This is a genomic window from Aeromonas sp., from assembly GCF_050633025.1.
Classification (GTDB): domain Bacteria; phylum Pseudomonadota; class Gammaproteobacteria; order Enterobacterales; family Aeromonadaceae; genus Aeromonas.
In genome coordinates, this window is record NZ_JBODRQ010000102.1 from 1 (window position 1) to 12850 (window position 12850).

At 55.9% G+C, this 12850-nt stretch carries 11 protein-coding genes and 2 pseudogenes; 7 read left to right on the forward strand and 6 right to left on the reverse strand.

Annotation, left to right across the window (positions count from 1 at the left end; all coding sequences use genetic code 11):
* Nucleotides 1-211: 211 nt before the first annotated feature.
* Complete coding sequence (locus ACRAUW_RS13350) at nucleotides 212-1408, forward strand: NnrS family protein (protein WP_431362660.1); 1197 nt, start codon at nucleotides 212-214, stop codon at nucleotides 1406-1408.
* Between the two features lie 16 nt (nucleotides 1409-1424).
* On the opposite strand, the gene ACRAUW_RS13355 is transcribed toward ACRAUW_RS13350, so the two are convergent.
* Nucleotides 1425-1994 (reverse strand): helix-turn-helix domain-containing protein, encoded by a 570-nt coding sequence (locus ACRAUW_RS13355; RefSeq protein ID WP_431362661.1) that lies wholly within the window; start codon nucleotides 1992-1994, stop codon nucleotides 1425-1427.
* A gap of 119 nt (nucleotides 1995-2113) precedes the next feature.
* Here ACRAUW_RS13355 and ACRAUW_RS13360 point away from each other — a divergent pair, with 119 nt between their 5' ends.
* Both ACRAUW_RS13360 and ACRAUW_RS13365 read left to right on the forward strand, forming a co-directional pair.
* Nucleotides 2114-3280 carry a benzoate/H(+) symporter BenE family transporter gene (locus ACRAUW_RS13360; protein ID WP_431362662.1) on the forward strand — a complete coding sequence of 389 codons (1167 nt, stop codon included), beginning with the start codon at nucleotides 2114-2116 and terminating at the stop codon, nucleotides 3278-3280.
* Nucleotides 3281-3402: 122 nt separating this feature from the next.
* A complete protein-coding gene (locus tag ACRAUW_RS13365) occupies nucleotides 3403-4467 on the forward strand; it encodes a DUF3103 family protein (protein ID WP_431362663.1) in 1065 nt (354 codons plus the stop codon).
* 69 nt (nucleotides 4468-4536) lie between these two features.
* On the opposite strand, the gene metF is transcribed toward ACRAUW_RS13365, so the two are convergent.
* Entirely contained in the window at nucleotides 4537-5427 is an 891-nt protein-coding gene (metF, locus tag ACRAUW_RS13370) for a methylenetetrahydrofolate reductase (RefSeq protein WP_431362664.1), read from the reverse strand.
* A gap of 333 nt (nucleotides 5428-5760) precedes the next feature.
* Between metF and ACRAUW_RS13375 the strand changes: the two genes are divergently transcribed.
* On the forward strand, nucleotides 5761-6561 hold the full coding sequence (locus ACRAUW_RS13375) for a GNAT family N-acetyltransferase (protein ID WP_431362665.1): 801 nt from the start codon (nucleotides 5761-5763) through the stop codon (nucleotides 6559-6561).
* Between the two features lie 73 nt (nucleotides 6562-6634).
* Here the strand turns inward: ACRAUW_RS13375 and ACRAUW_RS13380 are convergent.
* Nucleotides 6635-6890, reverse strand: a pseudogene (locus tag ACRAUW_RS13380) (GNAT family N-acetyltransferase); the annotation flags it as partial.
* Nucleotides 6891-7141: 251 nt separating this feature from the next.
* Between ACRAUW_RS13380 and ybaK the strand changes: the two are divergent.
* Both ybaK and ACRAUW_RS13390 read left to right on the forward strand, forming a co-directional pair.
* The gene (gene ybaK / locus ACRAUW_RS13385; RefSeq protein WP_431362666.1) at nucleotides 7142-7606 is read left to right on the forward strand and encodes a Cys-tRNA(Pro) deacylase; all 465 of its coding nucleotides are present in this window, start codon (nucleotides 7142-7144) and stop codon (nucleotides 7604-7606) included.
* A gap of 211 nt (nucleotides 7607-7817) precedes the next feature.
* Complete coding sequence (locus tag ACRAUW_RS13390) at nucleotides 7818-8702, forward strand: hypothetical protein (RefSeq protein WP_431362667.1); 885 nt, start codon at nucleotides 7818-7820, stop codon at nucleotides 8700-8702.
* Between the two features lie 337 nt (nucleotides 8703-9039).
* Here the strand turns inward: ACRAUW_RS13390 and ACRAUW_RS13395 are convergent, their stop codons facing one another.
* The 3 genes and pseudogenes from ACRAUW_RS13395 to ACRAUW_RS13405 form a co-directional block, all read right to left on the reverse strand.
* On the reverse strand, nucleotides 9040-10398 hold the full coding sequence (locus ACRAUW_RS13395) for an NCS2 family permease (RefSeq protein ID WP_431362668.1): 1359 nt from the start codon (nucleotides 10396-10398) through the stop codon (nucleotides 9040-9042).
* Between the two features lie 305 nt (nucleotides 10399-10703).
* A complete protein-coding gene (cspE, locus tag ACRAUW_RS13400; RefSeq protein ID WP_431362669.1) occupies nucleotides 10704-10916 on the reverse strand; it encodes a transcription antiterminator/RNA stability regulator CspE in 213 nt (70 codons plus the stop codon).
* A 340-nt stretch (nucleotides 10917-11256) separates the two neighbouring features.
* Nucleotides 11257-11367: pseudogene (locus ACRAUW_RS13405) on the reverse strand (transposase); the annotation flags it as partial.
* Between the two features lie 265 nt (nucleotides 11368-11632).
* Between ACRAUW_RS13405 and ACRAUW_RS13410 the strand changes: the two are divergent.
* A complete protein-coding gene (locus tag ACRAUW_RS13410; RefSeq protein WP_431362670.1) occupies nucleotides 11633-12127 on the forward strand; it encodes a hypothetical protein in 495 nt (164 codons plus the stop codon).
* Nucleotides 12128-12850: the final 723 nt, after the last annotated feature.

Below are 12850 nucleotides of genomic sequence, written 5' to 3' on the forward strand. Positions count from 1 at the left end.
GTGTTCCGCCGTGCTGGTAGGGGCGCATTATAGGGAGCCGCGCCGGGATGACAAGGGCTTTTTCATCAAAAAAGTTCGTTCGCTCAGATATCAAGCAACCACCTCTTTTTTGCTCGAAATGGCATCAATTCTGACTATTGCCTGATTTAAATTGAACATTTGAAAAGCCAATTTATAATTGCCATCTCAAATGTTCAATTGGAATGCCCTCATGCATCAAATCCTCGATAGCCATAAGGAAGAGCAAATCGTCCCGCTGTTCCGCTTGGGGTTCCGACCCTTCTTCTTGTTCGGGGCTCTGTTTGCTGCCGTCGCCATGTTGCTCTGGCTGGGGCAGCTCAACGGTTGGCTTACCTTGCCCGGGATTGCCAACCCGATCTGGTGGCATGGTCATGAGATGCTGTTTGGTTTCGGGACCGCTATCGTCGCGGGTTTTTTGCTCACCGCGGTGCAGAACTGGACGGCCCATCCCGGTGTTCGGAGCTGGCCATTGGCAATGGTGGTGGGGTTGTGGATATTGCCAAGGACCTTGTTACCCTGGCTGGGTGAAGAAAACATGATCCTGATGGTATCAGACCTGCTCTGGCTGCCGCTTTGCGCCTGGTTCCTTGCCAAGCCTATCTTGATAACCCGGCAATGGCGCAACCTCTTCTTCGTGCCCCTGTTGCTGATACTGACCCTGCTCAATGGCGCCAGCTGGTTATGGCAGGTCGATTGGACCACCGTTGAGCACCTATTGATTACAACTGTGCTGTTGTTTACCACCCTGATCGCGGTGATGGGTGGAAGGGTGATTCCGTTCTTCACCGCCCGAGCAACCGGTCAGAAGAAAGCTGCACCTCTGCTCTGGCTGGAACGGACTGCGCTCGCGACACTGTGGCTTATCTTGCTCTGCTGGCTGCTGCTCCCCACCCAATGGGTCACCAGCATATACATAGTGCCTCTCTATATAGTGGCGGCGAGTTTGCATCTGTGGCGGCAACTACGTTGGCATCTGCCATCGACCCTTGCGCATCCCCTGCTGTGGTCACTCCATATCGCCTATCTGTTTATCCCTCTTGGCCTGTTCGCCCTTGCGGCACATAGCGCGGGTCTGCCCATCACGTTGTCGATGGCCAGCCACCTGCTCAGCGCAGGCTGTATGGGCACCATGATCTTGGGCATGATTGCACGAGTCTCCCTCGGCCATAGCGGTCGGGCCTTGCAGGTAGGACGCAGGATCACTGGCGCATTCGCCCTGGTTATCGCAGCCGCTACAATGCGGGTGGCGATTCCGCTGTTCTGGCCAGCTTATACCCTACATGGCTGGAACCTCAGCGCGCTTGCCTGGATCGCTGCCTATGGTCTGTTTGTCTGGGTCTATACCCCGATACTGATCCGCCCCAGAGCAGATGGTCGGCCGGGTTGATGACTGCGGAACATGCTCAGGGTGTTGCCACCGGATAGTGGATCAGGTTGTGAAAGATCGCCGGGGCTATGCCCAGATTGCGATAACCGTGGGGACGGTCGGCAGCAAAACGCACCGCCTCCCCTTGCACCAGTGAGCGCCACTCCCCTTCCACCAGCACCTCCATCATGCCGCTGATGACGATGACATGCTCGGTCACTCCCGGCTCATGGGGCTCGGATTCACGCTGGTAACCCGGCAACAGGGTCAGCTCAAGCAATTCGAAGCCAAACCGGTTTTCATAAGGGAAGAGCGGCGCCACTTGCATGCCCTCTCCCGCTGGCTGCTGGCGAATGGCATCGGCGGTGCGATAGAGCACCTCTGCCTGCGCGGCGGGTGTGGGCTCAATAAAACTGGAAAATGAGACTCGAAAACCGGTGGCTATCTTCCACAGCGTCGCCACCGTTGGGCTGGACTCTCCCCGCTCAATCTGCCCCAGCATCGCCTTGCTGACACCCGTTTCGCGCGCGGCGGCATCCAAGCTCCAGCCGCGCTCGCTGCGCAGCCCCTTCAGTCGAGCAGCCAGATGCTGACCCATCTCTTGCATAACTGCCTCTTTATTACTCTTGCACGATGCGCCTTGTGCGCTATAGCGCACGACGATATAGTCAAAGTTGTATTGTACGTAATAACGCACAGCGCGTCACAACGCCAAGAGGAAGAGTCATGCCCTTCGCCCTCCCCCATCTGGTCGCAGGCTTTATCGCCGTGATGGTCGGCTACACCAGCTCCGTCATCCTGATCATCCAGGCCGCCACGGCAGCGGGTGCTGATACTGCCCAAGTGGTCTCCTGGCTCTGGACGCTGGGGATCGGCATGGGGGTGAGCTGCATCGGCCTCTCTCTCTATTACCGCATGCCCGTACTGACTGCCTGGTCCACCCCGGGTGCGGCCCTACTGATCACCACGCTGGGCAACTTCACTCTGGCGGAAGCCATCGGCGCCTTTGTGATCTCGTCCCTGCTGATCACTCAGTGTGGCATCAGCGGCTGGTTCAGCCGTTTGATGAAACATATCCCGGCTCCACTTGCCGCCGCCATGCTCGCTGGCGTGCTGCTCAGATTCGGACTTGATCTGTTCAAGGTCGCCCCGCAAGATCCCTTGCTGCTTGGCACCCTGCTGCTGACCTTCCTGTTGGGGCGTCATCTCTGGCCCCGCTATACCATGGTATTGGTACTTGGAGTGGGGATGCTGATCTGCAGCGGGCGGGGGGATTTGCAACTGGGCACCCTTCACTGGCAACTCGCCAGCCCGGTCTGGACATGGCCAGCCTTCTCCCTTGATGCTCTGTTTGGTATCGCGCTGCCGTTGTTCATTGTCACCATGACATCGCAAAACATGCCGGGGATTGCCATCTTGCGGGCCCACGGCTATCAGCCTGCCACCACCTCGCTGATCAGCTGGACCGGCCTGCTGCTCTCCCCTTTTGGCGGCTATGCCTTCAATCTGGCCGCCATCACTGCCGCCATCTGCATGGGCAAAGAGGTCGACCCGGATATCAAGCGCCGCTGGCCTGCTGCGGTATGGGCGGGTTGCTTTTATCTTGTGACAGGCTGTTTTGGCGCGACCGTCGCCGCTCTGTTTAGCGCCTTTCCGGCAGCCCTTGTCACCTCCGTCGCCGGATTGGCTCTGCTAGGCACCATCGGCAGCAGTCTGCACTCCGCCTTGCAACAAGATGAAGCGCGAGAAGCTGCGCTGCTCACCTTTATCATTACCGCGTCCGGGATCAGCCTGCTCGGCATCGCGGCAGCCTGCTGGGGTCTGCTGATTGGTCTGGCTATCTATCAGCTCCAATCATATCGACAGAGGAATCAATTGAACCTCAAACCGTGAACCTCTGCACACTATCCAGATAAAATGATTCACAAATGAAACTAATTTCCTTCTAGTGGTGCCAGGGCACCAATCTTCCCGGACGTGTTGCCCTGTCAGGTTCCATGCAACGGAGTATAAAAATGAAAAATCAGGCTGTCTTGTTACTACTGGCCATACTGGGTACTACGAGCGTCCAGGCTGCCGATACGGATCGAGAGCTGGCTCGCCAGCTCGCACTTCAGCAGAAAAACCTGCTGCCCCTGCTGAACAATCAGCAATACCAGAGCCCGCTTCCCAACCTGCTGCAGAAGGCCAGCCCACGCCTTAAACGGCAGGCGAGCGATGCCAACCAGGCAGCCATCAGCCGGCAAGGACTGGATGGCGAGGTCAAGCAACTGATGCAGTTGCGGCTGGCCAACACCGATCAGGCCGCAGCACTGCAACAGGGCGTCGAACCGCTGGTTGCCTATGTTCCGAGTGGGGATGAGAAGAGCTGGAGCGCCATTGAAGCGTTCGACAGCGCTGGCAATCCCGTCTATCTGGATGTGGACAAGGCACCGGCCCGGCCGGTTCTGGTAGTCGAAGCCGATCCCGTCAAAGCCAAAAATGCAGGCTTGAAGGTAATGCGCAAAGCGCTGGCCGATGCGGATCTGCAAAGCGCTCCGCGAGTGGCGGCCAGCACGGCGCCGCTCAAGACCAGTATCCTGAAAAAGATCAGACTGAAGGATGATCAGGAGCCCTGGCTGCTCGGCGCAGCCGAAGTGTATGCAGTGGTCGCAGGGGTCAATCCCAGTCGCGATGAGCCAGTAGTCGATATTGTCGACATGCCCTACCTCGACTATGACAACACAGACTACACCCCCAACCAAATCCTGGTTTACTGGGATCGCTATCGCTGGGGTGCCGTCGACGTGGTGATGATGGAGCAGGATGATAACGTCAACTACAAGGAGCTGAGCGCCCTGCTGATTGAAGCTCTCAAACTCGGCTTTACTGCGGGTGGCGTGCCGGAAGCCCTGCCCTTCCTCGATCTCGGCGGTCGCATCGTCAAGGCACTGCCCGACTCCTGGATGACCAATAACGACGACTATCTGGATACCTTCTACACACTGGAGCAGGATCAGGTATATCACCAGTATCCGGGGGCTGCCGGTAATGCGGTTATCGATCTTGAGCCAAAAGAGATCGCCCCGACCAGACCTTGATAATCGGCCATAACGAAAAAGCCAATGAGCAACTCATTGGCTTTTTGCTTTTATCGCGGTGAGCACTGATCAGCCCTTGGGACGAACCCCCAGAGTATGGCAGATGGCATAGGTCAGCTCGGAGCGGTTCAGGGTATAGAAGTGGAAATCCTTCACCCCCTCCTGACTCAACACGCGCACCTGATCGATGGCGATGCTCGCTCCCACCAGATTGCGGGTCATCTGATCGTTATCCAACCCCTCGAAACGCTGATGCATCCAGCGCGGAATCTTCACGTTGGTGAAACCGGCAAACTTGGCCAGGGTCTGGTAGTTGGAGACCGGCAGGATCCCCGGCACGATTTCGGCATCGATGCCGATAGCGGCGCAGCGATCCCGAAAGCGCAAGTAAGTTTCCACATCGAAGAAAAACTGAGTGATGGCGCGGTTGGCACCGGCATCGATTTTGCGCTTGAGGTTGAGCAGGTCGGATTGCGCACTCTTGGCCTCCGGGTGCCCTTCCGGATAGGCGGCAACCGAGATATCGAAGTCGGCCTCTGACTTGAGCAGGGCAACCAGGTCGGTGGCATACATATCCGGCTTCTCCAGCCCCTGCGGCAAGTCACCGCGCAAAGCCACGATATGACGAATACCGCTGTTCCAGTAATCGCGGGCAATGGTGCGCAGCTCGTCACGGTCGGCATCGATACAGGTCAGGTGCGGCGCCGCAATCAAGCCGGTCCGCTCCTTGATGTCCTTGATCACTTTATGAGTACGATCCCGGGTACCGGAATTGGCGCCATAGGTGACGGAGACAAACTTGGGTTCCAGCACTTTCAGCCGTTCAATGGACTGCCAGAGGGTATTTTCCATCCCTTCACTGTTGGGCGGAAAAAACTCGAAACTGACCGATATATCGCCATTCAAATCTGCCAAGCTCTGGTTGAGCGCCTCAACCTGTCGTGCACTGTGAAATCCCATCTGCTCTTCTCCCTGTCCCGCAATCCATCTGCCCACGTCAAAACGGATGTTTGGACGTCTAAACGTCTCTATATTTATGAGTAAAACGCGACAAAGTCAACAGGGATTTACCTCATATCCGCCCTGACAAACTTCATATTTACATAATTAACGGTACGTAACCGAAAAGAGCCCATCCCAAAATCGCCCCAGTCGAGTTATGATGGCAACAGATCGTCTTAGACGTTCTGAATCTGCGTGTGATTGTTTGGCCGGAGAGTAAATTCTCCGGCCCCTTTTCATGTTCTTCCTGCTCCAGCCGATAAAAAAGTGAATCTTTGCAGGAGCACCATCATGGATAGCCATCCCGGTTTTGCCACCGATTTGCTGTTCGATCGCTATCAGGGCGAAGTCGTTCAGCACAATCTGTTCTGGGCGGTTCGCACGCCGGGTGCTCCCGATGACTACTTCAGCAACTACCTGCTGCTCCCTACCCCACCCAACGACCGTGACAAGGGCTGGCTCGAGGCCGCATTTGATCAGATGATCGGCCAGGATCCCAGAATTCGGCACCGCACCTTCCAATGGCCACTGGCAGCAGGACAAAACAGCCGGATCGCCGGTTTTGTCGCAACGGGTTACCAATATATGGAGTGCGTGGTGCTGGCGCTGGATAAGCAGAGCTGCCCACCTCCTGACGATGGCATAAACAAGGTTCAGGCACGCACCTTCACTATTGCTGATTGGCCAGAGTGGCTCGACTTCGAACTCAATGATCGGGATGAGGGACACTCAGAACAGAGCTATCTTCCCTATCTGCTATTCCGTCAGACACTCTATCAAGCCATGATTGCCGATGGGCTCGGGGACTGGTGGGGGATCTGGCGAGAGGGGCAACTGGTCGCCAGCTGTGGCCTCTTCTTCTGCGGCACACTTGGGCGCTTCCAGTTGGTACGCACGCACCATGCGTGGCGCAACCAGGGGTTATGCCGCCAGTTGCTGAGTCAGGTGGCTCGCGCAGGATTGTCCCGCGCCAAACAACTGATCATAGTGGCCGACGAGCACTACCATGCCCAACGCATCTACCGCTCTCTGGGGTTTGCCCCGGTTGCCCGCATCGGCAGCCTCTGCCGCAGGCCCCACGACAAACCATAAAATGATGAACACAACCGTGGACCATAAAAAAAGAACCCCCTCGTTGAAAAAGAGGGGGTTCTTCAGCAATCTGAGCTTCGCTGGTGCTGTTGCCAATCCCCATCACAATCTCCAGCCGAAATAGACCCAACTGCTCAAAGCCAAAGTCACGCGACAGGGCGACCGCCTGCCACGCGCTCCTGATCACAACTAGCAAACTACTCCAGCGCGATCTCCCGAGTAAATGAACGGAAGCACCTGCTCATCCATTTGCCCACCCTCTCAATCGATTCGTGGACTGCTCGGACAAATTCTTCAGTATCACCCGCTTCGAACGGGCGAATCGCGATATTGACGTTGGCAAGGCGGGCGTGCCATCACTTGTCCTGTTTTTTCAGGAAGTAACTGGCTGCGTCAACGGGTTAAAGCAACACCCGTTTGGACCCACTTTGGTCAAGTTTTCTGGTCGACCTCCGTTAGCGTGCATTGCATGTCGGCCAGTCAATCTCCCTTGCGATTCCCATCCCCCTTGCATCACCCGATAGGTGAGGCGCAGACTGTTTGGCCTTGTTTGTATGCAATTCGATTCAAGGCAACCATCATGACTCCTGCCATCAACCTGCTAAAGAAGCTCAAAATTTCCCACAAGCTCTACCCCTACGAGTGTGAAGCTCACGACGATTTTGGTAAGCATGCCGCGACACGGCTCGGGCTGCCGGAGGCGCAGGTATTCAAAACCCTGATCGCCCATCACGACAAGCAGGCGGTGGTGGCCATCGTGCCCTCATCCGGCATGTGCAGCCTGAAGCAGCTGGCCAAAGCGACCGGCCTCAAGAAGGTGGAGATGATGAAACCGACGGAAGCGGAGAAGCTGACCGGTTACAAAGTGGGTGGCATTAGCCCGCTGGCCCAGAAGAAGCTGCTGCCTACCGTGCTTGACGAGTCGGCGCTGCAGTTTGACGAGATCCTGGTGAGCGGCGGCAAGCGCGGCCTCTCGGTCGGGGTGGCGCCGCAGGATATGCTGACGCTGATGAAGTGGATCGCTGCGCCTATCGGCGAAGAGTAGTGCCGGACAATAGGGGAAATCTCGCTCTGCGGGCCTGCTTCAGCCCGGATCGAATCTTGTTGGCTCACTGCTGTTGGTTGAGATAGTGACGATGGGACCCTTGTTGCCCAAAAGAGGACCCCAACTTGTATCTGCCCGCTTTTTGCCCATTATCGCGTTGCAACAGGGTTCGGGTTAAACTGTGAGTACCCATTCAGCCAAGGCCCGGTTTATGTCATCCCTGCATCTGTTGTTCGCCGCTCTGCTCTGCATATTGTCGCTGACCGTGCAGGCGGTCACCCGGTTTACCTATATCAGTCCGGAGAGCGAGCGGGATCCGCGTACCACCTATGATCGGGAGCTGCTGCGCCTCGCTCTTGACAAGACCCGCGACGGGTTCGGTGATTATGAACTGGTTCCCGCTCCGTACATGACCAAGGCGCGTGCTCGTCTCAGTATAGAGCTCAACAGTTTTCCCAATCTCTTTGTGATGGACAGTTACAGCAGTACCCGCGAGGATTTGGGGCTCGCCTATGTCCGTTTTCCTATCCATTTGGGCATCGTCAGCTACCGCATCTGTTTTGTCAGCCCACAGAGCCAGGCGGCGGTTAGCAAAGTAACCGACATCAAGGGGCTGCGTCAGTTTTCCTTCGGCCTTGGCAAGGGGTGGCTGGATGTGGATATCCTGCGCTACGCCGGGATGGACGTGGTGGAGGTGGAGGGTTACGAGAAACTGTTCAAGATGGTCGCCCGGAACCGCTTCGATCTCTTCTGCCGCGGAGCCAACGAGCTGCGAAGCGAGCTGCTCACCCACAAGGATATAACGGATCTGCTGGTTGATGACGCGCTGTTGCTCTACTACCCGCTACCGCGGCTTTTCTACACCCACCCCAATAATCGCGAGGCTCTGCAGCGAATCGAACTGGGCTTGCAGCTGGCGTGGCAGGATGGCTCGCTACAGGCGCTTTGGCGCAAGAGCTTCGGCCCCTCCATTGCCTTTGCCAAACTCTCCCAGCGTCGGCTGCTGCGGCTGGAGAACCCCTTCCTTGAGGGGATCAACTTCGATTACCGCCCCTACTTCTACAATCCGCAGACCGATCGCTTCGGCGATCAGTGAAGGTCTTGCTATTTGCGGCAGAGTAGCCTGCTACGTCTCGGTAGGGCATGACAGACAGTGCTCGTGGGACGAGTTTACCCCCGAGTCCCCAGCTTGCCCGATCGCCTGTTGCCGCAGCGCGGGCTAAGGCTCTCCAACTAAGTAATGCAGTCCAGGAGCGAGTTTCACCGCATGTGGGGTTATGCAATAGGCAGCAAATCAGGAGACGATCTCACATTTTTAATATCCACTCTCGCTGAACCCTTACCCTTAAAAGTCCGCAAACTGGAACTGTCTCTTGAGCACCATGTGTTGTGAGCAAGAGACAGCTCGCAAGATCACTCGCTATAACCGGAGATTAGATGGCCCAGCCGCCGGCATAGAAGACCACCAGCGCCACGGCGATGATGACGGTACCGATATTGAGCTTCTTCCACTCGGCAGCGAAGATGCGGCCAACGACCAGCGCCACGAACCCCAGCATGATGCCGGTAACGATGTTGCAGGTGAGCACGATAAAGACGGCGCACAGCATGCCGGAGAGGGCATCGACCGAGTCGCTGAAGTCCAGCTTGGTGACGTTGCCCAGCATCAGCAGACCGACGTACATCAGCGCCGGTGCGGTGGCATAAGCCGGTACCAGATAGCTGAGCGGTGAGAGGAAAATCATCAGCAGGAACAGCACGCCGACCAGCGCTGCAGTCAGACCGGTCTTGCCACCGGCTGCGGTACCTGCGGCGGATTCGATGTAGACGGCAGCCGGAGCGCCACCAACGGCGCCTGCCACCATGCTGCTGACGGAGTCGGCAGTCAGGGCCTTGCCGCCGCTGATGATGTGGCCACGTTCGTTGATGAGGCCTGCCTGACCGGCCACGGCACGGATGGTGCCGGTGGCGTCAAACACGGCGGTCATCACCAGCGCCAGTACGGTCGGAATGACCACCGGATTGAGGGCGCCCAGCAGATCCATGCTGCCCACCAGCGAGCCCTTCTCGCCAGTCAGGCTCGGCATGGCGAAGAAGCCCTGCCAGGTCACTTTCGGGTCGAAGATAAGGCCGAGGATGGAGATGGCGATGATCACCATCAGGATGCCGCCCGGCACCTTGCGACGCTCCAGACCGAAGATGGCGGCCAGACCCAGCACCGTCATGATGACCGGGAAAGCGGTCACTTCACCGAGCTGTACCGGCAGACCGGCCCCTTCGTTCTTGATCACCATGCCAACGCCGTTGGTGGCGATCAGCAGCAGGAACAGACCGATACCGATGCCGGTACCGTGGGCGATGCCGGAGGGGAGGTTGTCCAGGATCCACTGGCGCACGCCGGTGACGCTGATCAGGGTAAACAGCACACCCATCAGGAAGATGGCGCCCAGGGCAACCGGAATGCTCAGCCCCTGACCCAGTACCAGGCTGAATGCGGTAAAGGCGGTGAGGGAGATGGCGCAACCGATGGCCATCGGCAGCTTGGCCCACAAACCCATCAGCAGGGAGCCGAAGGCGGCGATCAAACAGGTGGCAATAAACACCGGGCCCTGCTCAAAGCCGGCGGCACCCAACATGTTTGGCACCACTATGATGCTGTAGACCATCGCCAGGAAGGTGGTCAGCCCCGCGACCAGCTCCTGACGCACGCTGCTGCCGCGCGCAGAAATGGAAAAATAAGAGTCCAAAAAGCCGCCCTTTGCTCCGTTGGCGGCCATATCTTGCTTTGCCATAACTTATCCTGAAAGTGTGAAGGAAATCGTTTGCTTTTGTGGCGCGCAAAATAGCAAGAATTCGCGGCAAATACAGCGGATAACCTGACTTTTTCGTCACTATTTTACACTTTGAACTCACTTGGGGCTCTCTGTCAGACTCAAGCGGTGAGAGTGTGTAAGGAAGGGATCAAATGGCTGGGCGGCGGGAGAACTGTGAAGAAAAAAGCGGGGAACAACAAAAAACCCGCCGTAGCGGGTTTTTCTAATTCTTGCAGGGCTTTCTGCCGTTGGCATTATCCACCAGCAGCATGCTCCAGCTGGAATTACAGAGCGACTACGTTGGCAGCAGCCGGGCCTTTCTGGCCTTGCTCGATGGTGAACTCAACGCGCTGACCTTCGTCCAGGGTTTTGAAACCCGGGGTCTGGATGGCGGAGAAGTGAACGAACACATCTTTGCTGCCGTCAATCGGGGAGATGAAACCAAAACCTTTTTCGGAGTTGAAGAACTTAACGGTACCGGTCACTTTGTTGGACATGATAATTTCCTTGAATAGTGTTTAATGCGCCATATGGCAATCTATGATTTTTCGTCAGCAATACGTATGGGAAGCACTAATAGAAGGAGAATTATCTGACGGAAAACCCGCCATAATCACTGCTTTACTACAATGACTGCCTAACATAATCAGGTCTGAACTACCGAACCATCGCCGCGGATTAGAGCATGCGCGTATTTTTAAAGCAAACGCTATCCGCCATATTTATCCTGCTATATGTCACTCCGACAAGAAATTCATCTCAAACCTCTTGCATATCAATAAGATACGATTTTTACGCATAGTGACGATACTCTAGAGATTGTAAATTTTTGATTCATCACGGCTTTCCGGGGAAGGCCGCCTTGATTTTCAGGAAGAAGTAGTCCGAGTCCCTGAAGCCATAGGCCATCCGCTTGATCACCTTGATGCGGTTGTTCACCACCTCCACAGGCTGGTATGCATACGTCCATGTTCGCCTGCATGTCCGCGTCAATACAGGCTTTGCTGCATCCTCACTGGGTAACGCTGACGCCCGCTGGTGAGGTGTGCCAGTAAGTGAGGATTGATTGAGGGGGATGAGGTGAAACCAAAGCAAAATGGTACCGAATGCCGCAGCCGACCATGAGGCATTTCAGCATTGTGATTGGGCGAGCCATCTGAGTGACGAGGAAGAATGTTCTTGTCCTGCACGCCACAACTTGGAGGAAAGGCGAGTGTTCGCGGAGATTAACAAGATGTTCGCCAAAGAGATGGCGGAAGAGGAAAAGCAGCGGCTAAAGGAGCAAAAACGAGCAGAGCGCCAGCGCAAGCAGCTAGAACGATTGTGCAAGCCAGCACCGGGAGTCGAAGACATTTTTCGGTATCGTAATGCCAGGGCTCGGAATGTCGGGCAGTCTAACCGTCGATTGATGGAACGGGCAGAACGAGACCATGCCATAGCCAAGCTGGGGCCGATTAATCACTTGGCTGCTCTTGTCGTTGCAATGGAGTGGCATTCGCACCATGCCTATATTCTGGTCGTCGCAACAGCCCCCGGCGTGACCTGTGAGGAGCTGACTGATTTCTACAACCTGAGTCATTCAAATCACAGGATGGTGTTCCGTCGCTTGAACACAGTGTTGAAGCAGTTGGGTTGGCGTTTCGCCTCATACCCTAGGGGCGCACCAAATGAGCCATGGGGTTGGGAGTTGGAAATCATCCCAGAGTGATCATCCCTAAAATGATCACTTTTTGCGTTACAGGCGATCATTATTGCCCTGTGTTGCCATAGGGTTGGCATAACCCAATAAGAATGCGGGCTACAGCCCTACTTATGTTCCAAAATGCGGTAAAACGATTGCTTTTGACTGTACGGCTCTAGTGCAAAAACAGGATCGCTTACTCTCGGCAAATATCGTAGTAACTAACAGTAACATAAAGGTTTTTATTAAAAGGATCGTTTTGTAACACGATCCTTTTTCTTTACTATCGGCGATCCCTTTTCTGGCTAGCCAGGATCGTTTTTTATGGTTAATTACCCCCCTTCAGAGCCTCCAGGCCAGTTCTGGCAAGGGATTGCTGGTAGGGGGGATCGCACACGCCTCTTCGACCGCCCCCGAAAAATGAAAAACCCTTTGTCCTGTTACGAGTGATCATTTGCAGAGTGCCCTTGAACTTCGCTGTATCGAAAAGTGGTAGTGGATGGCCTCCGGGTTGTTATCGGGCCGCGTTTAGGTAAACGAGCTAACTGAGGAGGTGGTGATGATCTGAGCCCCGCAATCGCCTGCGAATTACTCGCGGTCTGTGAAGTGGTTGCAAAAGGGGGCCATTAAAGTCACATTTTGCCTTGACCTACTCTGGAAGGTGCGCGGCCGCCACAGGGCTGCAAGAAGAGTGAGGTGATGCGGTCTACCCGCGATGAAAAAGCGGGGGTGAAGGTTCGCGCTAAGCAA